23 protein-coding genes and 1 tRNA gene are annotated in these 23,264 nt (G+C 60.7%); 14 read left to right on the forward strand and 10 right to left on the reverse strand.

The features are described 5' to 3' along the window. Positions 1-36 precede the first annotated feature (36 nt). From AN189_RS04265 to AN189_RS04280, 4 genes are all read right to left on the reverse strand, one after another. Positions 37-1,218, reverse strand: coding sequence for an ammonium transporter (locus AN189_RS04265; protein WP_056031534.1), 1,182 nt, complete (start codon positions 1,216-1,218; stop codon positions 37-39). Positions 1,219-1,356: 138 nt separating this feature from the next. Continuing rightward, on the reverse strand, positions 1,357-1,842 hold the full coding sequence (locus AN189_RS04270; protein WP_056031537.1) for a CinA family protein: 486 nt from the start codon (positions 1,840-1,842) through the stop codon (positions 1,357-1,359). Continuing rightward, a complete protein-coding gene (locus tag AN189_RS04275) occupies positions 1,839-2,330 on the reverse strand; it encodes a phosphatidylglycerophosphatase A (RefSeq protein WP_056031540.1) in 492 nt (163 codons plus the stop codon). Before AN189_RS04275 ends, AN189_RS04270 begins: the two co-directional genes overlap by 4 nt. After that, positions 2,327-3,445, reverse strand: a complete 1,119-nt coding sequence (locus AN189_RS04280; RefSeq protein ID WP_056031543.1) for a bifunctional 2-C-methyl-D-erythritol 4-phosphate cytidylyltransferase/2-C-methyl-D-erythritol 2,4-cyclodiphosphate synthase — start codon at positions 3,443-3,445, stop codon at positions 2,327-2,329. The genes AN189_RS04275 and AN189_RS04280 overlap by 4 nt, the downstream gene beginning before the upstream one ends. 187 nt (positions 3,446-3,632) lie before the next feature. Between AN189_RS04280 and dusB the strand changes: the two genes are divergently transcribed. The 9 genes from dusB (at position 3,633) to hflX (ending at position 15,358) form a co-directional block, all read left to right on the forward strand. Then, positions 3,633-4,619, forward strand: a complete 987-nt coding sequence (gene dusB, locus AN189_RS04285) for a tRNA dihydrouridine synthase DusB (RefSeq protein WP_056031545.1) — start codon at positions 3,633-3,635, stop codon at positions 4,617-4,619. Further along, positions 4,616-5,686 (forward strand): nitrogen regulation protein NR(II), encoded by a 1,071-nt coding sequence (locus AN189_RS04290; RefSeq protein WP_056031552.1) that lies wholly within the window; start codon positions 4,616-4,618, stop codon positions 5,684-5,686. The genes dusB and AN189_RS04290 overlap by 4 nt, the downstream gene beginning before the upstream one ends. After that, positions 5,686-7,047: a response regulator gene (locus AN189_RS04295; protein ID WP_056031558.1), complete on the forward strand. Its 1,362-nt coding sequence runs from the start codon at positions 5,686-5,688 to the stop codon at positions 7,045-7,047. Before AN189_RS04290 ends, AN189_RS04295 begins: the two co-directional genes overlap by 1 nt. An 87-nt stretch (positions 7,048-7,134) precedes the next feature. Beyond that, a complete protein-coding gene (locus tag AN189_RS04300) occupies positions 7,135-9,381 on the forward strand; it encodes a PAS domain-containing sensor histidine kinase (protein ID WP_056031561.1) in 2,247 nt (748 codons plus the stop codon). 10 nt (positions 9,382-9,391) lie between these two features. After that, positions 9,392-10,792 carry a sigma-54 dependent transcriptional regulator gene (locus AN189_RS04305; RefSeq protein ID WP_056031564.1) on the forward strand — a complete coding sequence of 467 codons (1,401 nt, stop codon included), beginning with the start codon at positions 9,392-9,394 and terminating at the stop codon, positions 10,790-10,792. A gap of 55 nt (positions 10,793-10,847) precedes the next feature. Further along, positions 10,848-12,224 (forward strand): Trk system potassium transporter TrkA, encoded by a 1,377-nt coding sequence (trkA, locus tag AN189_RS04310; RefSeq protein WP_056031567.1) that lies wholly within the window; start codon positions 10,848-10,850, stop codon positions 12,222-12,224. After that, positions 12,224-13,744: a TrkH family potassium uptake protein gene (locus tag AN189_RS04315; protein ID WP_056031570.1), complete on the forward strand. Its 1,521-nt coding sequence runs from the start codon at positions 12,224-12,226 to the stop codon at positions 13,742-13,744. The genes trkA and AN189_RS04315 overlap by 1 nt, the downstream gene beginning before the upstream one ends. Before the next feature lie 102 nt (positions 13,745-13,846). Further along, positions 13,847-14,080 (forward strand): RNA chaperone Hfq, encoded by a 234-nt coding sequence (gene hfq, locus AN189_RS04320; protein WP_056031573.1) that lies wholly within the window; start codon positions 13,847-13,849, stop codon positions 14,078-14,080. Then, on the forward strand, positions 14,081-15,358 hold the full coding sequence (gene hflX, locus AN189_RS04325) for a GTPase HflX (protein ID WP_056031576.1): 1,278 nt from the start codon (positions 14,081-14,083) through the stop codon (positions 15,356-15,358). It begins immediately after the preceding gene. 195 nt (positions 15,359-15,553) lie between these two features. On the opposite strand, the gene glnA is transcribed toward hflX, so the two are convergent. The 3 genes from glnA to AN189_RS04340 all read right to left on the reverse strand — a co-directional run bounded on the left by glnA (position 15,554) and on the right by AN189_RS04340 (position 18,136). Further along, positions 15,554-16,960: a type I glutamate--ammonia ligase gene (gene glnA, locus AN189_RS04330; RefSeq protein ID WP_056031579.1), complete on the reverse strand. Its 1,407-nt coding sequence runs from the start codon at positions 16,958-16,960 to the stop codon at positions 15,554-15,556. A 30-nt stretch (positions 16,961-16,990) separates the two neighbouring features. Next, positions 16,991-17,329, reverse strand: a complete 339-nt coding sequence (locus AN189_RS04335) for a P-II family nitrogen regulator (protein WP_056031582.1) — start codon at positions 17,327-17,329, stop codon at positions 16,991-16,993. A gap of 339 nt (positions 17,330-17,668) precedes the next feature. After that, entirely contained in the window at positions 17,669-18,136 is a 468-nt protein-coding gene (locus AN189_RS04340; RefSeq protein WP_056031585.1) for a Hint domain-containing protein, read from the reverse strand. 172 nt (positions 18,137-18,308) lie between these two features. Here AN189_RS04340 and AN189_RS04345 point away from each other — a divergent pair. The 3 genes from AN189_RS04345 to AN189_RS04355 all read left to right on the forward strand — a co-directional run bounded on the left by AN189_RS04345 (position 18,309) and on the right by AN189_RS04355 (position 20,381). After that, positions 18,309-18,393, forward strand: a tRNA-Leu gene (locus AN189_RS04345). Between the two features lie 25 nt (positions 18,394-18,418). After that, positions 18,419-19,753: a trigger factor gene (gene tig / locus AN189_RS04350; protein WP_056032132.1), complete on the forward strand. Its 1,335-nt coding sequence runs from the start codon at positions 18,419-18,421 to the stop codon at positions 19,751-19,753. Positions 19,754-19,892: 139 nt separating this feature from the next. Next, positions 19,893-20,381 (forward strand): hypothetical protein, encoded by a 489-nt coding sequence (locus AN189_RS04355; protein WP_056031594.1) that lies wholly within the window; start codon positions 19,893-19,895, stop codon positions 20,379-20,381. Positions 20,382-20,475: 94 nt separating this feature from the next. Here AN189_RS04355 and rplI read toward each other — a convergent pair whose 3' ends face one another. Genes rplI through rpsF form a run of 3 tightly spaced genes read right to left on the reverse strand, consistent with a single transcriptional unit; the run spans position 20,476 to position 21,696 of the window. Beyond that, the gene (gene rplI, locus AN189_RS04360) at positions 20,476-21,081 is read right to left on the reverse strand and encodes a 50S ribosomal protein L9 (protein ID WP_056031597.1); all 606 of its coding nucleotides are present in this window, start codon (positions 21,079-21,081) and stop codon (positions 20,476-20,478) included. Between the two features lie 11 nt (positions 21,082-21,092). Beyond that, positions 21,093-21,320, reverse strand: a complete 228-nt coding sequence (gene rpsR, locus AN189_RS04365; RefSeq protein WP_056031599.1) for a 30S ribosomal protein S18 — start codon at positions 21,318-21,320, stop codon at positions 21,093-21,095. Positions 21,321-21,342: 22 nt separating this feature from the next. Beyond that, entirely contained in the window at positions 21,343-21,696 is a 354-nt protein-coding gene (rpsF, locus tag AN189_RS04370) for a 30S ribosomal protein S6 (protein ID WP_056031601.1), read from the reverse strand. Positions 21,697-21,952: 256 nt separating this feature from the next. Here rpsF and AN189_RS04375 point away from each other — a divergent pair, with 256 nt between their 5' ends. Together AN189_RS04375 and AN189_RS04380 are read left to right on the forward strand one after the other, a co-directional pair. Then, the gene (locus AN189_RS04375; protein ID WP_157057376.1) at positions 21,953-22,546 is read left to right on the forward strand and encodes a hypothetical protein; all 594 of its coding nucleotides are present in this window, start codon (positions 21,953-21,955) and stop codon (positions 22,544-22,546) included. An 87-nt stretch (positions 22,547-22,633) separates the two neighbouring features. Continuing rightward, entirely contained in the window at positions 22,634-23,209 is a 576-nt protein-coding gene (locus AN189_RS04380) for a YceI family protein (protein ID WP_056031607.1), read from the forward strand. Positions 23,210-23,264: the final 55 nt, after the last annotated feature.

Genomic DNA, 23,264 nt, shown 5'->3' on the forward strand with positions numbered 1-23,264 from the left:
ACGTGAAACGGGGGCCCTGCGGCCCCCGTTTTGCGTTCAGGTGTTCAGATCGTAGGCGCGTTCACCGTGGGTGGTCAGGTCCAGCCCGGTGATTTCGGTTTCCTCGGACACGCGGAACTGTGTCACGGCGCGGCAGATGTAGATCAGCGCCACGGTCACGACGGTGGTCCAGACACCGACGATGGCCAGTGATCCCAGCTGTGCGGCCCAAGTGCCTGCGCCAAAGACCGCGATCATGATGGTGCCAAAGATGCCACCGACGCCGTGAACGGCGAAGACGTCCAATGTGTCGTCAATCGACAGTTTGGTGCGGATCAGGGCGACGGCCTCTTGGCACAGGATGCCCGCGACACCACCGATGATCAGCGCCTCGACCGGGCCGACAAACCCGGAGGCGGGTGTGATGCTGGCCAGACCTGCGATGGTGCCGGTCACGAGGCCCACCAGCGAGGCGCGACCGAACTTGATCCGTTCCCACAGGGCCCAGGTCAGCGATGCGGCGGCTGCGGACAGATGCGTGACGGTGATCGCCATGGCTGCACCACCGTCAGCGGCCAACTGGCTGCCACCGTTGAATCCGAACCAGCCGACCCACAGCATCGCCGCACCGATCATCACCAGACCGGGATTGTGCGGCGGCTTGCTGCGATCCTTGCGCGCGCCCAGCATCACGGCCAGAATCAATGCGGCCAGACCTGCGGTTTCATGGACGACGATGCCGCCCGCAAAATCGCGCACCCCGGTGTCGCCAAAGATCCCGCCGTCGGCCAGCATCCCGCCGCCCCAGACCCAATGCACGACAGGCGCATAGCACAGCAGCATCCACAGACCGGAAAACAGCAGCACGAATCCGAACCCGATCCGTTCGACATAGGCACCGACGATCAGGGCAGGGGTGATGATCGCAAAGGTCATCTGAAACGCAAAGAACAGGATTTCCGGCAGGCTGCCGGCCAGGCTGTCCGCGTCGATGCCCGCCAGGAACAGTTTGTCCAGACCGCCCCAATAGCCGGTCGCGCCGCCCCCGAACGCGATGGAATAACCAAAGGCAAACCAAAGAATGCTCATCAAACAGGCAATTGCATAGCAATGCATGAACACGCTGAGCACGTTGCGCGCCCGCACGAGGCCTCCGTAAAACAAGGCCAGTCCGGGTAGTGTCATGAACAGCACCAGCGCTGTTGCCACCATGATCCAAGCGGTATCCGCTCCGTTCATCTGTTTTCTCCTCACGAAAATTTCGGCCCAGAGGCCGGATTCGTGGCGGTAAAGAAAGTGGCAACTGCCGTGTATGCCGCAAAATAAATGGGCGTTTCTCGAACTGCGCTTATTTGGCGCGCTTTTTTGGCGGAACGCCTAAGAATGCGGCGGAAATTGAATGATGGCCTGTGACAGCAGGCTCAATCCGTGGGCGACGGTGGCCGCGCGGACCGCATCCCGCCCGATTGCCCCGAATTCGCGGGTTTCGCTGAACGTGCCCGCCTGTGTGGCGATCCCGAAACACACGCGGCCTTCGGGTTTGTGGTCCGACCCGCCGGGGCCTGCGATCCCCGTGACCGACAGCGTGATTGCCGCCTGTGACCGCGCCAATGCGCCGCTGGCCATTTCGCAGGCAACCTGTTCCGACACCGCACCATACGCATCCAGCGTCGCGGAACGGACACCCAGCATCGCCTGTTTGGCCGCATTGGTGTAGGTGACAAAGCCACGGTCAAAGACGGCCGAACTGCCGGGCACTGCGGTTAATGCCGCAGAGATCAATCCGCCGGTGCAGCTCTCGGCCAGGGCGATCATGATGCCCCGTTCCTTTGCAAGATCAATGAGATGCGCTGCGTCGTTCATGCCATCAGCACGGCGTGGAACAGCCCTGCAAGGATGACGACGCCCAGGGCTGCGAACAGGCCGGCAATCACATCATCCAGCATCACCCCCAACGCGTCACCGCGTCTGTCAGCCCAACCGACTGGGCCCCATTTTGTGATGTCGAACAGGCGAAACAGCAGGAACGCCGCCAACCAGCCGGGCCAAAGCGCGGTATAGGCCGCGCCTGCGTTGGCGGCACCAAAGGCCAGTGGCCAGAGCGCGATCCACTGGCCCGCAACCTCGTCCGCGACGATTTCAGAAGGATCATGGTTCGCCTGACCTGCGATCATCCGGGCGGTTGCCCACCATCCCGCGCCAAAGATTGCGGCGGTGCCCGCAACCAGCAACCAGGGGCCGCCGAGCATCATCAAGGCAAGGCCCGTTGGCAGTGCCGCCAGCGATCCCCAGGTGCCGGGGGCGGGGCGCAGATAGCCCACGTAGAAAAATGTAGCGATCAGGCGGGTCATGCGGACACCAGTGCGGCGGTGGCAAGGGCTGCGATACCTTCGCCCCGCCCGGTGAACCCCAACCGTTCCGAGGTTGTCGCCTTGACGCTGACCCGGTCGGGGGCGATGCCCAAAATGCCTGCCATGGCAGCGCGCATGGCAGCCTGATGCGGCCCGACCTTGGGGAATTCGCACACCAGCGTGCAATCGACGTTTGAAATGGCAAATCCCATGTCGCGGGCCATTTGGGCCGCGTGCCGCAGGAAAATATGGCTTTCAGCACCTTTCCATTGCGGATCGGTCGGGGGGAAATGCACGCCGATGTCGCCTTGACCCAATGCGCCATAGATCGCATCCGTGACCGCGTGCATGCCCACATCGGCATCGGAATGCCCCTGTAGCCCGCGGTCAAACGGCAGTTTCACACCGCACAGCATGACATGGTCGCCCGGTCCGAACCGGTGCACGTCATAGCCGTTGCCCAATCTGACATCCATGCGCATCTCCAGCAGTTGTGCGGCGCGGGCAAAGTCGTCCGCATGCGTGATCTTGATGTTGTCTTCATCGCCCGCGACGATGGCGACGTCCAGCCCGGCGGCAAGGGCCACGGCCACATCATCCGCGGCATCAGAGGGGCCCGCCCGATGTGCAGCCAGGATGGCCGCGCGGTCGAACCCCTGCGGCGTCTGTGCGCGATGCAGACCCGTGCGGTCCTGCAAACCTGTCACGATGGCGTCGCCACGCCAGAGCGCGTCGGTGACGGCTATCGCGGGGGCGGCACCGACCTGGCTGTCCAGTGCCGTGCAGACCCGGTCGATCAGCGCGGCCCGCACCAAGGGGCGGGCGGCATCATGGATCAGCACGCGGTCGGCCTGCGTGGCAAGAAGCCCTGCCAGAACAGAGGCCTGGCGCGTGGCACCGCCGGTTGCGCAGACCACGCCCAGTGTCGCGCAACGGTCCATGTCATCAGGGTGCAGGACGACGACGACCTCGTCGATCATCGGGTGTGTGGCAAAGACCTTGACGGTCCGTTCCAACACGGGAACCCCCGCCAGATCACGCCATTGTTTCGGCACACCGCCGCCCGCGCGAAGTCCACGTCCGGCTGCAACGATGATGGCGGCGGTTCCTGGCATCGGCGGTCATACTCACTTTGCGCGTCTACAAAGTGACTATTGAACGGACAGGGTCCGCGCAAGTGCCCGCAGGTGTGCCTAAAATTTGGGCGATATGCGTGTAGATAGTGCACTGGCCTTGGCGTCCGGGCCTGCGCCGCGTAGGTAGACACATGTTCGGACGTAACGCACAGGCTTTAGGCAAACGATGAATGCTGCGGCAAACCTACCTTTGACCGACCGCCCGGCGGTCGCTCTTGCGCCGTTGGCGGGGATCACGGATTTGCCGTTCCGTCAGGTCGTGGCGGGGTTCGGCGCGTCCTGGGTCGTGTCGGAAATGGTCGCATCGCAAGAAATGGTACAGGACAAGGCAAGCGTGCGTGACCGTGCTGAGCTGGGGTTCGACCAGCGGGCGACTGCGGTGCAACTGGCGGGGCGCGATCCGTATTGGATGGCCGAGGCCGCGCGCATGGTTGCCGCAAACGGGGCGGCGCTGATTGACATCAACATGGGCTGTCCTGCGAAAAAGGTCGTGGGCGGCATGTCGGGGTCGGCCCTGTTGCGTGAACCCGATCATGCCTTGCGCCTGATCGAGGCGGTCGTCGCGGCGGTGGATGTGCCTGTCACGCTCAAGACGCGTCTGGGCTGGGATGACGACAGTCTGAACGCGGCCGATGTGGCGCGGCGGGCGCAAAATGCAGGCATCCAGCTTGTCACGATCCACGGCCGGACCCGCTGCCAGTTCTACAAGGGGCGTGCCGATTGGGCCGCGATCCGTGCCGTGCGCGAGGCTGTTGATATCCCGGTGATCGCCAATGGCGACATCGTGGATCATGCCACGGCCGTTCAGGCGCTGGACCAATCTGGCGCTGACGGTGTGATGATCGGACGCGGGGCGCAGGGCCGGCCCTGGGTGCTGGCCCAGATTGCAGCGCGCATGTCCGGTGCACCGGTGCCAAAGTCGCCGGATCAAGCTGAATTTATTGATTTGGTTTCAAGGCATTACGAGGCGATGTTGAGGTTTTATGGCATGACATTGGGCCTGCGTGTCGCACGCAAGCATCTGGGGTGGTATATGGATACGGCTGGCACCTTGTCGGGACTGCGGCACGCGGTGCTGACGGCAGCATCGCCCCAGACCGTTCTGTCGCTGATCCCGGATGCGATGTCCCGGACCGCACCGGTGGCCGCATGATCGAGGATATCGCCCTGTGGGTGTCGCTGCCGACGCCCGCGCTGTTGCTGGATGCCAATGACCGCATCCTGGAATCCAATCCTGCGGCAGAGAGTTTTCTGAACCTATCGGAAAAGGCGCTGAAAAATCAGGTCGTCTGGGAAAAGGTCCTGATCGATTCACCCCTGGATGGTCCGTTTGAACGGGCGCGGGAACAGCAGACATCCCTGTTCATCAATGATGTTTTCGTGGGCTCGGGCATGAGCGCGCCGCAGCATTGCAATCTGCAGTTTTCGCCGCTGCAAAACCGTGACGGCGTGATGATCATGATCATCAGCCCACAGCAGATCGTGTCGCGCCTCGTGCAGAACACGGTGACCGGCAAGGCGGCGCGATCGGCCATCGGCATGGCGGAAATGCTGGCGCATGAAATCAAGAACCCGCTGGCGGGGATCACGGGTGCCGCGCAATTGCTGTCGATGGGCCTGTCGCCCGAAGACCAGGAGCTGACGGACCTGATCGTCGCGGAATCGCGCCGCATCGTGAAACTGCTGGAGCAGGTCGAACAGTTCGGTAACCTGCGCCAGCCCAGCCGCAAGTCCATCAACATCCACGACACGCTGGACCGGGCGCGTCAGTCCGCCTCGGTCGGCTTTGGCGCGCATATGATGTTTGTCACGGATTATGACCCGTCCTTGCCGCGTGCGCTGGCCGATGCGGATCAGTTGCAGCAGATTTTCCAGAACCTGATCAAGAACGCCGCAGAGGCGGGTGGTCCGGGCGGCAAGATCACGCTGCGGACATTCTATGATGCAAGCCTGCGGGTGTTGCAGGCCGATGGATCGCATGCGCGGCTGCCCTTGCAGATCGAGGTGATCGACGACGGGCCGGGCCTGCCGCCCGATATCGCCAGCAACGTGTTCGAACCCTTTGTTTCCGGGCGTGAAAACGGCACCGGTCTGGGGCTCGCACTGGTCAGCAAACTCATTCAGGACGGCGGTGGCTGGATCACAGTCGATAGCGCCCCGGGCCGGACGGTATTTCGGATTTCCCTGCCACGCGCAGACACAGACGACGGAGACGACTGATGGATGGCACGATTCTGGTTGCGGATGATGACCGCACGATCCGCACGGTCCTGACGCAAGCCTTGACCCGTGCTGGCTGCAAGGTGCATGCGACATCGTCGCTGGTGACGCTGATGCGCTGGGTCGAAGAGGGCAAGGGCGATCTGGTGATTTCTGATGTGGTCATGCCCGACGGAAACGGGCTGGATCAATTGCCCAAGATCGCGGAATTGCGTCCCGGTTTGCCGGTCATCGTGATTTCGGCACAGAACACCATCATGACCGCGATCCAGGCGGCAGAGGCTGACGCCTACGACTATCTGCCGAAACCGTTCGATCTGCCGGACCTGATGAAACGCGCGGCCCGCGCGCTGGAGGTCAAGCGCACATCGCAGCCGGTTCGGCGCGAAGCGTCGAGTGAACAATCGGATTTGCCGCTGGTGGGCCGGACCCCCGCGATGCAGGCCCTGTACAAGCTGGTCGCACGGGTCATGAATACAACCATGCCCGTCCTGATCACGGGCGAAAGCGGCACCGGAAAATCGCTGATCGCACGTGCGATCCACGATTTTTCTGACCGCAGGTCGTTGCCATTCGTCACGGTGGGCGGGGCCGACCTGGACGGCGTGGACGGGCCGCAATCGGTGCTGTCGCGTGCGCGGGGCGGATCCATCCTGTTCGATGAAATCGGGGATATGGATGCGCAGGCGCAGGGGCGGATCGTGCGCATGCTGGACCAATTGGGTGATAGCGCACCGCGCATCATGGCGACATCGCAGACCGATCTGGGCAGCAAGATCGAGGCAGGCGCGTTCCGCGACGATCTGTTCTATCGCCTGTCCGGGGTGACGATTGCCGTGCCGTCCCTGCGGGAACGGGTCGATGACATCCCGCTGCTGGCAGAGCATTTCCTCGCCAAGGCGGAACGCGATGGCGGCCCGTTGCGGCGCATTTCGGATGCGGCCACGGCACTGGTGCGCACCTACAGTTGGCCCGGCAACGTGCGCCAGTTGGAAAATACGGTGCGGCGTCTGGTGTTTACTGCCGCCGGCGAAGAAATCAGCAAGACCGAGGTCGAGGCGGTGCTGGGCAACCAGCCCGCAATGGAGCCGCTGCGCGGTGGCGATACGGACAAGTTGTCGAGCGCCGTTGCACGCCACCTGAAACGCTATTTCGACCTGCACGGCGGCATGCTGCCACCGCCGGGTCTGTATAACCGCATTCTGCGCGAGGTGGAGGCCCCGCTGATCGAAATCGCCCTCGACGCGACTGCTGGAAATCAGGCGAAATGTGCTGATTTGCTGGGCATCAACCGCAATACACTCAGAAAGAAGATCACGGACCTCGATATTCAGGTGACACGCCGCCGCAAATTGATGTAAAACCGCAACATAAGCGTGGCCCCGACGGAACATCCGACGGCAAGGACCACATAAAACGGCGGTATTGGCGGGGTCACTCCCGTCGCAATGGACAGGGCAATTCGCGTGCAGCGGTCCCGGTTGAGCTTGAATTACCAGCGTATCAAGCGCTGGCGGCGGCAGCGTGCCGTCCAGAATTTCACGACCCTGGGGTTGGTTGTTCTGGGCCCGGTGCTGGCTGTCGTGACGTTTCTGATCCTGCGCAGTCCGCTGGATGCCGGATCCGCCTCGCCGGTCCTGCGTCTGGTGCTGCTGGCTGACCTTGTTTACATCATCATCGTCGCAGGGCTCGTGCTGAGCCGGGTGTTCTATCTGATCGTGGCGCGCCGCAACCAGTCGGCAGGATCGCGTCTGCACCTGCGCCTGACGGGCGTTTTCGTGGCACTTGCATTGATACCGACGGTATTGGTCGCCGTTTTTGCGGTGCTGTCCATCAATCTGGGGTTCGAAGGCTGGTTTTCAGAGCGGGTGCAGAACGTCCTGGGCACATCGCTGTCGACCGCGCAGGCCTACGAAGAAGAAGAACGATCAGAGGTGCTGCGCGATGGCAATGCGCTTGCGGCATACCTCAATACCGAGCGGCAGGCCAATTTCTTTATGAATGACGGTGACGTGCGGCAGGCCATTGCCGTCGTGCAGCCGCAAATCGACCGGGGATTGTCCGAGGTGTTTTTCCTGAACGGGGCAGGGGATATCATGACGCGCGGCGGCGGGTCGTATGATTTCAACTATGAACGCCCCGATCCGACTGATTTCGACAAGGCCCGCAACAGCGGTGCCGTCGTGATCGAAGATGCGGCAAACAATGAATTTCGCGCGCTTTTGTCGGTTGAAACCTTTCCAGATCGTTTCCTGCTGGTGACCCGTCCCGTCGATGGGGAAATCCTGGCGCTGCTGGACGAAACCGAGGCGACGGTCGCCTTGTATGAACAGCTGGAACGCGACAGGGGTGCGTTGCTGTTCCAGTTCGGTGGATTGTATCTGGGATTTGCGGTGATCCTGATCCTTGCGGCGACATGGCTGGGGCTGTGGTTTGCAGAACGCCTGTCGCGACCTGTGGGGCGGCTTGTCACGGCCTCGCAGCGGGTGGGGGCCGGTGATCTGGACGTGCGCGTGATCGAGGATGACGGCGACGACGAGATCAGCCAGTTGGGGCATTATTTCAACCAGATGACCAGTCGGCTGAAAACGCAGCGCGACGATCTGGTCGGCAGCAACCGCCTGTTCGATTCCGTGCTGTCATCGGTCACATCCGGCGTGGTCGGTCTGGACGCGGATGGCCGGATCAGTTTCGTGAACCCCTCTGCCGTGCGGTTGCTGAATGTCGGGCGTGGCCAGACCACGACCGCGCTGTCGGTGGCCGTGCCCGAATTCGGGTCATTGTTCGAGAAACTGCGCGCCGATGGCCGGCCCTTTGTGCAGGAACAGGTCAACCTCGTGCGCAGTGGCAAACAAGAAAGCCTGCTGGTCCGCATGGCACCGCGTGCCGGCAATGACGGGGCGCTGGATGGCTACGTGGTCGCGTTCGACGATGTGACCGATCTGGTCAGCGCACAGCGCATGGCCGCCTGGGGTGATGTCGCCCGGCGCATCGCCCACGAGATCAAGAACCCGCTGACGCCAATCCAGCTGTCGGCCGAGCGCATCAAGCGCAAGTTCGCGGCAGAGGTCGCAGATACCGACAAACTGAACCAGATGACCGATGTGATCGTGCGTCAGACCAACGATCTGCGCCGCATCGTCGATGAATTTTCGAAATTTGCCCGCATGCCCGAACCCGAACTGGCTGTTTCGGACCTGTCGGCACTGTTGCGCGATGTGGTGACGCTGCAAGAAGCAGGTCAGCCGGACGTCAGGATCATCGCGGATACGCCAGCGCAGCCGGTTCTGACGGATATCGACCAGACGATGATCGGGCAGGCGCTGACCAATCTGATCAAGAACGCAGGCGAGGCGATCGAAACCCGCGCCGAACAGCAGGGTATGCCGGTTGCCGACCCACTGATCCGGGTTGCGATGGTTGTGGGGGATCATGGTGTGCGGATCACGATTTCCGACAACGGGATCGGTCTGCCGCAGGACCGCGCGCGACTGTTCGAACCCTATGTGACGACGCGCGACAAGGGGACGGGCCTGGGCCTGCCCATCGTGCGCAAGATCATCGAAGAACACGGCGGCACGCTGCAACTCGTGGATGCCGAACCTTTTGGCACGGACACCCACGTGGGGGCCTGTGCCGTGATTGAACTGCCGTTGGCCCCTGTCGGGGTTGCGGCCAACAAAATTCCAGCATGAGGTTTTGACTATGGGCGACATTCTGATCACCGACGACGAACGCGACATCCGGGAACTGATCGGCGATATCCTCGAGGATGAGGGTTTCACCACGCGGTTGGCTGCGAATTCCGATCAATGCATGGCCGAAATCGCCAAGGAAACGCCGGCGCTGATGATTTTGGATATCTGGCTCAAGGATTCCAACATGGACGGGATCGATATTCTGAAAACCGTAAAACGTGATTATCCGGAGGTGCCGATCGTCATCATTTCCGGGCATGGCAACATCGAGATTGCGGTCGCGGCCATCAAGCAGGGGGCCTACGATTTCATCGAGAAGCCCTTTAACATCGACCAGTTGATGGTCGTGATCCGGCGCGCGATGGAAACCAGCCGTCTGCGGCGCGAGAATGTCGAACTCAAGCGCGGCGAGAGCGCCCCGGCCGACATGCTGGGTGACAGTGCGGCGTTCCGCGCCATGAAGGCGCAGCTGGACAAGGTGACCAAATCCAACGGCCGCGTGATGCTGACCGGGCCCGCCGGTGCCGGCAAGGAAATCGCCGCGCGCTATATCCATGCCAATTCCAACCGGGCGGGCGCACCCTTTGTCACGATCAATTCCGCCAGCGTTGAGCCAGACCACATGGAAGAAGCCTTGTTCGGCCGTGAAAGTGCCGGCAAGGGCATTGAAAAGGGTCTGCTGGAACAAGCCAACGGCGGGATCATCTACCTGGACGAAGTGGCCGAGATGCCGATGGGCACACAGGCCAAGATGCTGCGGGTTCTGGTGGATCAATCGTTCCAGCGCGTCGGCGGCACCGAAAAAGTGCAGGTCGATCTGCGTTTCATCTCTTCCACGAACCGCGATTTGCCAAAACTGATCGAACAGGGACTGTTCCGTCAGGAATTGTTCCACCGTCTGAACGTTGTTCCGATCGAGGTGCCCAGCCTGGAAGAACGCCGCGAGGATATCCCCACGCTGGCCGAATATTTCATCGCGCAACTGAACAAGGCGCAGGGTCTGCCGCTGCGGGAACTGGCCGAGGATGCGCGCGCGCTGTTGCAGACGATGCTGTGGCCGGGCAACGTCCGTCAGTTGAAAAACGTCGTGGAACGCGTGCTGATCCTGGGCGAAGGCAACCATCCCATCGGTGCCAAGGAATTGCCCAGCTCTGAGGAGGCGCCTGCGACCGAGGGACGGATCGTGCTGTCTGGCGGGCTTGCGACATTGCCGCTGCGCGAGGCGCGCGAATTGTTTGAACGCGAATATCTGCTGACCCAGATCAACCGTTTCGGTGGGAACATCAGCCGTACTGCCAGCTTTGTCGGGATGGAACGCAGCGCGTTGCACCGCAAGCTCAAGTCGCTGGGTGTCGCGACGGCGAACAAGGCGGGCGCACGCGTGGCCTATGTCGAAGAAGGCGCGTGAATTGACGCGCGGCACCGGCCATGTCACTGGAGCGTAGGTCGGCAGGAGAACATCGATGAAGGTCATCATCTGCGGGGCTGGTCAGGTCGGCTGGCAAATCGCCCGGCATCTGGCGGGCGAACAGAACGACGTGACGGTTGTGGACAACAATCCCGAACTGGTGCGGCGCGCGACAGACAGTCTGGATGTGCAGGGCATCAGCGGCTTTGCCAGCTATCCCGACATTCTGGAACGGGCAGGGGCGCGCGACGCTGACATGATCATCGCTGCGACCCATTCCGACGAGGTGAACATGGTCACCTGTCAGGTGGCGCATTCCGTGTTTTCGATCCGCCGCAAGATCGCGCGTCTGCGGTCGCAAAGCTATCTGGATGCGATCTATTCCGACCTGTACCGGCGCGATCATTTGCCGATCGACGTGGTCATCAGCCCCGAAAAAGAGGTGGCAGCGGCGGCGCTGCAACGGCTGGCCTCGCCTGCGTCATTCGACACCGAACAATTCTTGAACGATCAGGGCACCTTGATGGGTATTTCGATCGAGGCGGACTGCCCGGTGGTGAATACGCCGTTGCGCCAACTGACCGACCTGTTTTCGACGTTGCGGGCGATCGTGGTGGGGGTACGGCGCGATGGCGTGATGTTCGTGCCCTCGGCCAAGGATCAGCTGTTTGCCGGGGATGACGCCTATATTTTCACGCATACGGATGACGTGAACCGAACGCTGGAGATTTTCGGCAAACATCAGACCCGACAGCAACGCATCGTCATCATCGGTGGCGGCAATGTCGGTCTGGCCGTCGCACGCGCGCTCGAGGCCAAGACCGAACGCCTGCGGGTGCGCATGATCGAACGGACGCGCGAGGCGGCAGAGGCAGCGGCGGATGCGCTGGATCGCACCATCGTGCTGCATGGCGACGGTCTGGATGCAGCACTGCTGGACGAGGCGGGTATCGCGACAGCGGATGCGGTTCTGGCGGTGACTGACGATGACAAGGTGAACCTGCTGGCATCGGTCCGGTCCAAGGAGATGGGCTGCAAGATGTCGATCTGTCTGGTCAACGATCCCACGCTGGTGCCCCTGATGGGGCCATTGGACGTGGATGCCTGGATCAACCCGCGGTCGACAACCGTGTCGTCGATCCTGCGGCACGTACGCCACGGGCGGGTGCGGGGGGTCTATTCGATCGGCGATGCCGAGGCTGAATTGATCGAAGCGCAGGTGTTGTCCACATCGCCGATGGCAGGTCAAAAGATCCGCGATATCCAGTTCCCCGAGGGGGCCGTGGTCAGCGGTATCTCCAAGAATGGCAAGATGATCAAACCGGTCGCCGATACACGCATTGATGACGGTGATCTGGTCGCGATCTTTGCAATGGCGAACGATGTGCCAGAGGTCGAGCGCCTGTTGCAGGTGTCGATCGACTTTTTCTGATGGCAATTATTCGGTCCCTGCCTTTTTTCGTGCTGCTGATGGGGATCGGATCGGTTGCCATGCTGGTGCCGGCGATCCATGCGACGGCGTTGGGTGCCACGCGCGTCATGCAGACGTTTTTCTATGCATCACTGCTGGGATTGACGCTGACGCTGCTGGCGGGGCTTGCGACATCCGGGCGGGTGCCGCGCAATGCCGCCCTCAGTCAGTTGATGACGCTCGTGCTGGCCTTTGGGTTGTTGCCGATCATGTTCGCCGTCCCGTTCTACGAGGCGGGTGAAAACATCCGGTTCAGCGACGCCTGGTTCGAGATGGTGTCGTCGTTCACGACGACGGGTGCGACGCTGTACGAAAATGCCGGGCGTCTGCCGCCATCGCTGCATCTGTGGCGTGCGACTGTCGGCTGGCTGGGCGGCATGCTGACCTGGATCGTGGCTGTCGCCATCTTTGCGCCGATGAATCTGGGCGGGTTCGAGGTACGGACCGCTGGCGGATCGGCGCAGTTTACGGCGGGCCGCTATAGTCAGATCGGTGAGGTGGCGCGGCTACAGGACCGGCTGGCCCGGCATACGGCCACGCTCGCCCCCATCTATGTCGGCCTGACCTTTGTGTTGTGGATCGGTTTGGTGCTGCTGGGTGAAGTGCCCTATATCGCGCTGTGCCACGCGATGTCGGTGCTATCGACATCCGGGATTTCACCGATTGGCGGCGTCTATTATGCCGTGTCGGGATTCTGGGGTGAGCTGCTGATTTTCTGCTTCTTTGCCTTTGCCATTTCGCGCCTGACGTTTTCGCGGGGCATGTTCGGGGATAGTGATGCGCGGCTGGCCCGTGACCCCGAGGTGCATATGGCACTGATTCTGGTCGCGGGCGTTACGGCAATGCTTTTCCTGCGCCATTGGCTGGGCAGCATCGAGGAGGGGACGACTTCGACGCTGCCCGCGCTGTTTTCGTCACTCTGGGGCAGTATTTTTACGGTCACTTCATTCCTGACGACCACGGGGTTCGAATCGCGGTTCTGGGACGGCGCGGCAGATTGGTCCGGTCTGGAAACCCCGGGTCTGTTCCTGGTGGGGATCGCTCTGATCGGTGGCGGTGCAGCGACCACGGCGGGCGGCGTGAAACTGCTGCGCGTCTATGCGCTGTTCCGCCATTCCGAACGCGAGGTCGAACGCCTGCTGCATCCGTCATCGGTCGGTGGTGGCGGGCGCGAGGCCCGCACGATCCGACGTCAGGGGGCCTATATTTCATGGGTATTCTTCATGTTGTTCGCGCTGTCGATTGCAGCGGTGATGTTGCTGCTGGCCCTGACGGGGGTCCAGTTCGAAACCACGATGGTGCTGACGGTGGCGGCGTTGTCGACCACCGGACCGCTGGCCATCGTGGGGGCAGAGACGCCGATCAGTTATGCTGGTCTACCGGATGCGGCCAAGGCCGTGCTTGGGGCTGCGATGGTGCTGGGGCGGTTGGAGACACTTGCCCTGATCGCACTGTTCAATCCTGAAATCTGGCGGCGGTAGTGGGTTGATTTTAGGGCTGGATCATCCGAAAGACTGTCTCCATACTTTCTAACTGATGTTTACGGCCGGTCCGCGGCCCGCAAGAATAATTGGAGACCCGATATGGCGTCTGACAAGGCCAACCTGCAGGATGCATTCCTGAACCACGTGCGCAAGGTCAAGGTACCTGTCACGATCTTTCTGGTGAACGGTGTCAAGCTTCAGGGCGTCATCACGTGGTTCGACAGTTTCTGCGTCCTGCTGCGCCGCGACGGCCAGAGCCAGCTGGTGTACAAATCGGCGATCTCGACGATCATGCCAGCCCAACCCATTAGCCTGTACGAGGGCGAAGAATAATTGCTTGAACATGACCGGCCCATCACACGGGCCTACGTTCTGCACCCGGATCTGAAAACCGACCGTACCCGCCGCGCGGCTGACCCCGCGCTGGAGGAGGCCGTGTCGCTGGCCGCCGCCCTGCCGGATTTGCAGGTCGTCGGCGCAGAAGTGGTGCGTTTGCCAAAATTGCTGCCGGGGACCTTGTTCGGCAAGGGCAAGATCGCAGAGCTGAAAGACCGGATGAAAGCGGAAGAGGTCGAGCTTGTCTTGATCGACGGCCACGTGACGCCGGTGCAGCAGCGCAACCTGGAAAAGGCCTGGGACGTCAAACTGCTGGACCGGACCGGGCTGATCCTCGAAATCTTTTCGGATCGGGCGCGCACCGCCGAGGGCGTGTTGCAGGTTGAAATGGCGGCATTGTCCTATCAGCGCACCCGTCTGGTGCGGGCCTGGACCCACTTGGAACGTCAGCGTGGCGGACTTGGTTTCGTCGGTGGTCCCGGTGAAACCCAGATCGAGGCCGACCGCCGTGCCATCGATATGCAGTTGCAGGCGCTGAAGCGGCAGCTGGAAAAGGTCGTCAAGACACGGACGCTGCACCGCGCGGCACGGGCCAAGGTGCCCTATCCGATCGTGGCGCTGGTGGGCTATACCAACGCGGGAAAATCAACGCTGTTCAACCGGCTGACAGGTGCGGATGTGTTCGCCAAGGACATGCTGTTCGCGACGCTGGACCCGACGATGCGCCAGATCGAATTGCCAGAGGGCGACAAGATCATCATGTCGGATACGGTTGGTTTCATTTCCGACTTGCCCACCGAGCTGGTGGCGGCCTTCCGTGCGACGCTCGAAGAGGTGCTGGATGCCGATCTGATCGTGCATGTGCGTGACATCAGTCATCCGCAGACCGAGGAACAATCCAAGGATGTGATGGCAATCCTCACGTCGCTCGGGGTGGCCGATGATGCGCCGCTGCTGGAGGTCTGGAACAAGATCGACCGGCTGCCCAGCGATGATCACGATGGAATCGTCACCCAGGCGGCAAGAACAGAAGACATCTTTGCCATTTCCGCGATCACCGGCGAGGGATTGGACCCACTGCTGGACGCGATCAGCGAGGTTCTGAAGGACCCGCGGACCGCAGACCAATTGACGCTGGGATTCGGGGCCGGCAAGGCGCGGGCGTGGTTGTTCGATCAGGGCGTGGTGACGGGTGAACGGCAGACGGAAGATGGCTATGTCATCGACGTGTTCTGGACACAGACGCAAGCCAGTCGGTTCGGCAAGCTGGACTGACGGTCACAGATGATCGCGCGGCGCGCCTGTTGCGCATGCGGGAGCCTCCGGCGGGAGTATTTTGAGCAAGATGATGCGGGGGGATTTACCCGTTTCGGGCCGTCAGGTCCGAAATCAGCTGTCGGTCCGGCCGGATGATCAGGGATATCGTTTGTTGATGCGAAAAGGGCGCCCCGTGGGGCGCCCTTTTGCGATTTAGCAGCTGTAGTACAGCTTGTATTCGACCGGGTGCGGCGTGTGCTCGACCTGGTAGACCTCTTCCCACTTGAGGGCCATGTAGCCTTCGAGCTGGGATTTGGTGAACACGTCGCCTTGCAGCAGGAAGTCGTGATCGGCCTCGAGCGATTCCAAGGCTTCGCGCAGCGAGCCGCAGACCGTCGGGATGGCGGCCAGTTCTTCGGGCGGCAGGTCGTAGAGGTCCTTGTCCGAGGAGGGGCCGGGGTCGATCTTGTTCTTGATGCCGTCAAGACCGGCCATCAGCAGGGCCGCAAAGCACAGGTAGGGGTTTGCCGCGGGATCGGGGAAACGTGCCTCGACGCGCTTGGCTTTGGGGGATTCGGACCACGGGATACGGACACAACCCGAACGGTTACGGGCGGAATACGCGCGCAGAACCGGGGCTTCGAAGCCGGGGATCAGACGCTTGTAGCTGTTCGTGGAGGGGTTCGTGATCGCGTTCAGCGCCTTGGCATGCTTGAGGATGCCGCCGATGAAATACAGGGCCTCCTGGCTGAGGTCGGCGTATTTGTCGCCGGCGAACAGGGGCTTGCCGTCTTTCCAGATCGACATGTTCACGTGCATGCCAGTGCCGTTGTCGCCTGCGATCGGCTTGGGCATGAAGGTTGCCGACTTGCCGTAGGCTTGGGCCACGTTGTGGATGACGTACTTGTATTTCTGCAGCTCATCGGCCTGGTGCGTCAGCGTGCCGAAGATCAGACCCAGCTCGTGCTGGCAGGAGGCCACTTCGTGGTGGTGCTTGTCGACCTTCATGCCCATGCGTTTCATGGTGGTCAGCATCTCGCCACGCATGTCCTGCGCGTCATCGATCGGGTTGACCGGGAAGTAGCCGCCCTTGACGCCGGGACGATGGCCGGTGTTGCCCATTTCGTATTCGGTGTCGGTGTTCCAGGCACCGTCGATTGCATCGACCTGGAAAGATACCTTGTTCATGGCGACCGAGTAGCGCACGTCGTCAAAGACGAAGAATTCAGCCTCGGGACCGCAGTAGAAGGTGTCACCGATGCCGCTGGACTTGAGGTAGGCCTCTGCCTTTTGGGCGGTGCCGCGCGGGTCGCGGTCGTAGGGTTCCATCGTGTCCGGCTCGACGATGGAGCAATGCAGACAGATGGTTTTTTCAGCGTAGAAGGGGTCGACATAGGCCGTTGCCGTGTCGGGCATCAGTTTCATGTCGGACTGGTCAATCGATTTCCAGCCGGCGATGGAGGAGCCATCGAACATGAAGCCTTCTTCGAGGAAGTCTTCGTCGACCAGATCAGACACGATGGTGACGTGCTGCAGCTTGCCCTTGGGATCGGTGAAGCGGATGTCGACGTAGTCGGCTTCCTCGTCCTTCATCATTTTCAGAAAGTCTTTGGTGCTCATGAGCTGTCCTTTCGGTTCGTGTCTTATAGTTTACAGCGCGTCGTCGCCGGATTCGCCGGTTCTGATGCGGATGGCTTGTTCGACCGTGCTGACGAAAATCTTTCCGTCACCGATCTTGTCGGTTTTGGCAGCCTCGACGATTGCGGCGATGGCCGCGTCGACCTGATCGTCAGCAAGGACGACCTCGAGCTTTACCTTGGGCAGGAAGTCGACGACGTATTCAGCGCCGCGGTACAATTCGGTGTGACCTTTCTGGCGGCCGAAACCTTTGACTTCGACCACGGACAAGCCCTGAATGCCGACTTCTTGCAGCGCTTCTTTTACTTCATCCAGCTTGAACGGCTTGATGATGGCTTCGATTTTTTTCACGCAGACTCCCCCGTATGGCTTACCTCCGAGGTGAGATCATTTTCATGGCAGACCTACAATTCATCCCGGCATCGAAGGGCGTGGGAACAGACTGAAAAATACGCAACAGGTTACTTTTTGCGCTGTCTGGTCAATAAATGTGCAAAATGAGAACTGCCGGGATGTGCTGGGATCGCACGTCTGGCGATCAGCCATTTTTCGGGGAATTTTGGGTGAAAAACGCAAAAACGCGCCGTGCTTTCGGGCCAAGACGATCATAAGATCGGCATAGACACGTCCCGAAAGCACTGCGCGTGCTGTTTTTATAGTCATGTGCGGCCATGCGGCCGCATCGCGCCGTCAGACGGCGGCGGATGCCATTTCGATGCCGTCAGCATAGAGAATATGCTGGCGATCGAAGGTAAGTGTGTAGGTCGTCATTTTCTGTGCGGCCTGCGGTGCGAGGTATTCGCCGTCAACCAGGCGGGCGGCCTCGATGTTGGCGGTCTGGGTTCCGAACAATGCCTCGGCACGCCAGTCGCGAATGTGCAGAATCGTGTTGGGCGTCACCATCATGTCGCGGTCGGGGCGTGTGTGGCCCAGTGAACCCGCCTTGATGCGGATCGGCGCGATTTTCTGGGTCGCGACGTCGATTTTGCGCAGGATCGCCATGCCACTGTCACGGGTGATGATGCGCATGCCCGGTTCGAGGTGTTCGACGGGCATTTCGCCTTCCATCGTCATGATGGTTGTGCCGGCGCAAACGCCTGCGTTGAGTTTAGCTTTCTTGGGCGCAGCAACGCTGCGTTCGATCGTCTTGGTCTGCATGGCGTTTTTCCCGCTCTAGCTTGTGTCTGCCTCAATAGTTCTTTCACAACTAAGGCAAGATTCTGGCACAGTCATGCTTTTTCTGGGATGCTTTTTATTCTCGCATCCCCCTGTGACCTTTGTTAGACAGCCGCCAAACACCGGGGGCGCGGAAACGTGCCCCCGTAACAATGCGGGTGTGGCGGAATTGGTAGACGCACCAGATTTAGGTTCTGGCGCCGCAAGGCGTGGGGGTTCAAGTCCCTTCACCCGCACCATATTCGAATGAAAGAAGGACATTCCATGCAGGTCAACGAGACCCTGAACGACGGCCTCAAGCGCGGCTATACCATCACTGTCACAGCGGCAGAGCTGGATGCAAAAGTTGTCGAGAAGCTGGAAGAAGCGCGCCCTGGCGTGGAAATGAAGGGTTTTCGCAAAGGTAAGGTGCCGATGGCCCTGTTGCGCAAACAGTTCGGTCCGCGCCTGATGGGCGAAGCCATGCAGGACAGCATCGATGGTGCCCTGCGCGACCACCTGGACAGCACCGGCGATCGTCCGGCTGCACAGCCCGAAATGAAGATGTCCAATCCGGACTGGAAAGAGGGCGACGACGTTGTTGTCGAAGTGTCCTACGAGGCGCTGCCCGATGTGCCGGACACCGATTTTTCCGCGATCAAACTGGAAAAGCTAATCGTGAAGGCAGATGATTCTGCTGTCGAAGAAGCACTGAACAACCTGGCAGAGAGCCCGCAGGCCCAGACGTTCGAGAAAAAGAACGGTCTGTCCAAGGACGGCTATCAGGTGGTGATCGATTTCGTCGGCAAGATCGACGGCGAGGCATTCGACGGCGGCTCGGCCGAAGATTACCCGCTGGTGCTGGGGTCCAACTCCTTTATCCCCGGTTTCGAGGAACAGCTGCTGAAAACCAAGGCTGGTGAGGAAAAGGCCGTGACGGTCAATTTCCCCGATGATTATCAGGCAGAGCATCTGGCCGGCAAGGAAGCCGTGTTCGATGTGACCGTCAAAGAAGTCCGCGAGCCCGTCACGCCGGAATTGAACGACGAGCTGGCCAAGAAGTTCGGTGCCGAGGATCTGGAGGCCCTGAAGGGTCAGATCCGTGATCGTCTGGAAGCCGAATATCAGGGTGCATCACGTGCCGTTGCCAAGCGCAAGTTGCTGGACGAGCTGGACACGGCCGTCGATTTCGAACTGCCCCCCAGCCTGGTCGATGCCGAAGCCGGTCAGATCGCCCACCAGCTGTGGCATGAGGAAAACCCCGACGTCCAGGGCCATGACCACCCCGAGATCAACCCGACCGAAGAGCATATCACGCTGGCCAAGCGTCGCGTAAAGCTGGGTCTGTTGCTGGCCGATATCGGCCAGAAGGCAGAGATCAAGGTCACGGATCAGGAAATGACGCAGGCGATCATGAACCAGGCGCGTCAGTACCCGGGTCAAGAGCGTCAGTTCTTTGAATTTGTGCAGCAGAACGCACAGTTCCGCCAGCAGCTGCAGGCGCCGCTGTTCGAGGATAAGGTCGTCGATCATATCCTTGAAAAAGCAGATGTGAGCGAGAAGGAAGTCAGCAAGGACGACCTTCAGAAAGCAGTCGAAGCGATGGAAGCCGAAGACTGATCCAAAGGATCAACATTGTTTGAAATGGCGCCCCTCGGGGCGCCATTTTTCGTTGTGGCCTTGTCCAAACGTTTGGAAGCCCCACATTATTTACAGAGGGGGCATGCGCGCATGCTACCAGTTGGGACGAGTTTACCCCGTGCGGAAAACATTGAAATTCGCGTTGATCCTGAGTGGTCTGATGTTCAGCGGTCTACCGTTGGCAGCGCAAGCCTGTCCGAACCCGGATATGGCGTCGTTCACGCAGTTGACCGAAAGTGGCGTCAGTCTGCGCCGCGGGAAATCCGTTCGGATGACGGCGGGGGGGATGCGCCCGTTGGGCGATTGCCCGCAGGCCAGCGTCGCGCGCGGCAGCGATTCCCATTTTACCGATGCACCAACCTTTGAATTGAACTTGGTCGGCATGATGGGGCTGGCACTGCAGATGAGCGCGGACACCGGATGCGCGCGCGATATGCTGGTCCAGACGGCCGATGGGTCGTGGTATTATCGTGGACCGGGACTGAATGGATTCATGCCGCCGATGATGTTGTCCAACCCCGGCACGGGCGCGCTCAAGGTCTGGATCGGCACCCAAGACGACCGCAGTTGCCGGGTGCGCATGGAATTTCTGACTTTGCTGCGATGAAAACCGCAAAAAAATAAAGGCCGGATCATTGCTGATCCGGCCTTTATCGTCGTGATGGCCGCCAACCCGAAAAGGGGCGGGCGTCTTATTTTTATCAGGCGTTGTCGGATGCGCGGGGCGCGTCGTCGCCGTCGTCGTCGGATGCGGCAGAGCCGAGATCGTCGAACAGTTCCTGGATTTCGAATTCAGCTGCTGCTTCTTCTTCGGCGGCCAGTTCCTGAATGGATTTGCCAGCGGCCTGAAGCTGTGCTTCTTCGGCGGAACGTGCGACGTTCAGGGTGATCGTTGCCTCGACCTCGGGGTGCAGGTTCAGCGTCACATCGTGCAGACCCAGATCCTTGATCGGACCTTGCAGCACGACCTGATTGCGGTCGACCTTGTAACCGTCGGCGGCAGCAGCATCGGCCACGTCACGCGGTGTGACGGACCCATAGAGCGAGCCGGCGTCGGAAGCGGAACGAATCACGATGAACTGCTTGCCGTCGATCTTGTCGGCCTCGGCCTGTGCGGCAGCGCGTGTTTCAGCGTTGCGTGCCTCGAGTGCGGCCTTTTCGGCCTCAAAGCGAGCGAGGTTTGCAGCGTTGACGCGCAGCGCCTTTTTCTGCGGCAGCAGGTAGTTGCGCGCATAGCCTTCCTTGACAGAGACGACTTCGCCCATGTTGCCCAGCTTTGCGACGCGTTCGAGAAGAATGATGTCCATGATGCGGGTCCTTACTTCACTGCGTAGGGCAGAAGGGCGAGGAACCGTGCACGCTTGATCGCCTGGGCGAGCTTGCGCTGGTTCTTGGCGCCGACGGCGGTGATGCGGGCAGGCACGATCTTGCCGCGCTCGGAGATGTAGCGCTGCAGGGTGCGGGTGTCTTTGTAGTCGATCGCAGGAGCGTTTTCGCCCTCAAACGGATCGGACTTGCGACGACGGAAAAACGGTTTGGTAGCCATGTCTTACAATCCTTTTGTGAAGTTAGCGGCGCTCGCGACGGCTGTCGCGTTCGTCACGTTTCTGCATTTGGACCGACGGGCCGTCCTCGTGTGCGTCGACCTTGATCGTCAGAACGCGCATGACGTCTTCATGCAGGCGCATCAGGCGTTCCATCTCTTGCACGGCGGCCGCGGGGGCGTCGGTGCGCAGATAGGCGTAGTGGCCCTTGCGGTTCTTGTTGATCTTGTAGGCCATGGTCTTGACGCCCCAGTATTCGGAGTCGACCAGCTTGCCTTCGTTGTCGGACAGGACTGTCCCGAAGTGTTCGATCAGGGCTTCGGCTTGCGTGTTGGACAAGTCCTGACGCGCAATCATCACATGCTCATACAGCGGCATGGTATTCCTTACATGTTCGGCGCACTTCAAAGACCGGGTGGTTCCACTTCCGCGTCCCGGTCACGAGAGGCTGCGCAGGTCAAAAGTCGCGCGGAAGTCCGGCGCTTATACACGGGGACGGGCAGGGCGCAAGCCTGTGTACATATAGTGGCACCGGTCATGCAGAATCCCCGAATTAACGATTATTGGTCACCGTTTTGCCCAAGTCCGGTTGCACGACGAAAAGCGGACCGTAACCACCCCTCAAGGAGTACAGATGAGCGATCTTGCAACTGACCGGCGTGAGGTGGTGCGTATCCGCGGATGGATGCCCGACGGGCTCGTGCCCATGAGCAGTAGCGGATTTGACGTCGAAGAGTCGTTCTGGGGCTATACGATATCGCATGCGGGCAGCCCGCGTCTGGCGTTGGTGCTCGTGCAATTCCTCGTGTTGCTGATCGGGGCATTTTGTGCGGCGTCAGGGATGACGTTGCTGTTGCTGTCACCTGTGTCGGATATCGTATTCCGGTCGCCGCTGATTTTCGGGTGTTTTGCGTTTTCGCTGCTGTTGATGTGGTATGCCACGCGCGGGCTGTCGTCACGCTATGAGATCGACACACATCGGTCGGAACTGCGGCGCGTGGTTCTGAACCGCACCGGATTGCTGACGATCCAGGCGCAGTATAGTTTCGACAGTATTGCAAACGTCTACGTCGAAGCCGTGAACGACCAGACATCGCGGCTGTGTGTGCGTTTCCGCAATGGTCCCGGTCGCATCGTTGTCGCCAGCGGCACGCCCGAGGATCTGGAACCTTTGTCTGTGCGACTGCGTCGCGACATGGTGCTGGGCGTGGTGCAACGGAACCCGTGAACATGGAGTGTTCAAAAATGTGAAATTGCTTTTCGTGGGGCAGATCACATTTATCGCCGTGCAGACACATCAACACGGAGTACCACCATGAAAACGATTTTCGGCACCGCCACCGCACTTGCCCTGCTGTCCACGCCCGTTCTGGCCGCACCTGCGCCCTACACGCTGGACGCAAGCCACAGCCAGGTTCTGTTCAGCTACGATCACTTGGGTTTTTCCACGACCTACGGCCTGTTTTCGGGCTTTGACGGCGAAATTTCCTTTGATGCCGAAGACCCCGCTGCATCCAGCGTGTCGGTGTCGTTCCCGGTGCGCAGCATGATGACCGGCTGGGAAGCCCGTTTCGAGCATTTCATGTCTGAGGATTTCTTTGGCGCCGCTGAAGACGACATGGTCACATTCACCTCGACCGCGATCGAAGTGACCGGTGAGAACACCGCACTGATCACCGGTGACCTGAGCATGAACGGCATCACCAAGGAAGTCGTTCTGGACACCGTCCTGAACCAGGCCGGTCAGCACCCGATGGCCGAGAAGGCATGGCTGGGCTTTGACGCGACAACAACGTTGCTGCGGTCCGATTTCGAAGTCGGCGCATTCGCCCCCTTTGTCAGCGACGAAGTGCAGGTGATGATCTCGATCGAAGCTGAAGCTGCCGAATAAGCGGCGCACTGATCGACCGCACGAGGGCCGCGCCGGGGTATTCTGGCGCGGCCCT

The organism is Loktanella sp. 3ANDIMAR09 (genome assembly GCF_001420005.1).
Classification (GTDB): Bacteria; Pseudomonadota; Alphaproteobacteria; order Rhodobacterales; family Rhodobacteraceae; genus Loktanella.

What these genes read in the sequence shown, in the direction of transcription:
- AN189_RS04375 (WP_157057376.1), top strand. Translation starts at nt 21,953, where the DNA reads ATGAGCGATCTTGCAACTGACCGGCGTGAGGTGGTGCGTATCCGCGGA.
- AN189_RS04300 (WP_056031561.1), top strand. Translation starts at nt 7,135, where the DNA reads ATGGACAGGGCAATTCGCGTGCAGCGGTCCCGGTTGAGCTTGAATTAC.
- AN189_RS04280 (WP_056031543.1), bottom strand. Translation starts at nt 3,445, where the DNA reads ATGCCAGGAACCGCCGCCATCATCGTTGCAGCCGGACGTGGACTTCGC.
- dusB (WP_056031545.1), top strand. Translation starts at nt 3,633, where the DNA reads ATGAATGCTGCGGCAAACCTACCTTTGACCGACCGCCCGGCGGTCGCT.
- AN189_RS04295 (WP_056031558.1), top strand. Translation starts at nt 5,686, where the DNA reads ATGGATGGCACGATTCTGGTTGCGGATGATGACCGCACGATCCGCACG.
- rpsR (WP_056031599.1), bottom strand. Translation starts at nt 21,320, where the DNA reads ATGGCTACCAAACCGTTTTTCCGTCGTCGCAAGTCCGATCCGTTTGAG.
- glnA (WP_056031579.1), bottom strand. Translation starts at nt 16,960, where the DNA reads ATGAGCACCAAAGACTTTCTGAAAATGATGAAGGACGAGGAAGCCGAC.
- AN189_RS04315 (WP_056031570.1), top strand. Translation starts at nt 12,224, where the DNA reads ATGGCAATTATTCGGTCCCTGCCTTTTTTCGTGCTGCTGATGGGGATC.
- AN189_RS04305 (WP_056031564.1), top strand. Translation starts at nt 9,392, where the DNA reads ATGGGCGACATTCTGATCACCGACGACGAACGCGACATCCGGGAACTG.
- trkA (WP_056031567.1), top strand. Translation starts at nt 10,848, where the DNA reads ATGAAGGTCATCATCTGCGGGGCTGGTCAGGTCGGCTGGCAAATCGCC.
- rplI (WP_056031597.1), bottom strand. Translation starts at nt 21,081, where the DNA reads ATGGACATCATTCTTCTCGAACGCGTCGCAAAGCTGGGCAACATGGGC.
- tig (WP_056032132.1), top strand. Translation starts at nt 18,419, where the DNA reads ATGCAGGTCAACGAGACCCTGAACGACGGCCTCAAGCGCGGCTATACC.
- AN189_RS04265 (WP_056031534.1), bottom strand. Translation starts at nt 1,218, where the DNA reads ATGAACGGAGCGGATACCGCTTGGATCATGGTGGCAACAGCGCTGGTG.
- hfq (WP_056031573.1), top strand. Translation starts at nt 13,847, where the DNA reads ATGGCGTCTGACAAGGCCAACCTGCAGGATGCATTCCTGAACCACGTG.
- AN189_RS04270 (WP_056031537.1), bottom strand. Translation starts at nt 1,842, where the DNA reads ATGAACGACGCAGCGCATCTCATTGATCTTGCAAAGGAACGGGGCATC.
- AN189_RS04340 (WP_056031585.1), bottom strand. Translation starts at nt 18,136, where the DNA reads ATGCAGACCAAGACGATCGAACGCAGCGTTGCTGCGCCCAAGAAAGCT.
- AN189_RS04290 (WP_056031552.1), top strand. Translation starts at nt 4,616, where the DNA reads ATGATCGAGGATATCGCCCTGTGGGTGTCGCTGCCGACGCCCGCGCTG.
- rpsF (WP_056031601.1), bottom strand. Translation starts at nt 21,696, where the DNA reads ATGCCGCTGTATGAGCATGTGATGATTGCGCGTCAGGACTTGTCCAAC.
- AN189_RS04275 (WP_056031540.1), bottom strand. Translation starts at nt 2,330, where the DNA reads ATGACCCGCCTGATCGCTACATTTTTCTACGTGGGCTATCTGCGCCCC.
- AN189_RS04380 (WP_056031607.1), top strand. Translation starts at nt 22,634, where the DNA reads ATGAAAACGATTTTCGGCACCGCCACCGCACTTGCCCTGCTGTCCACG.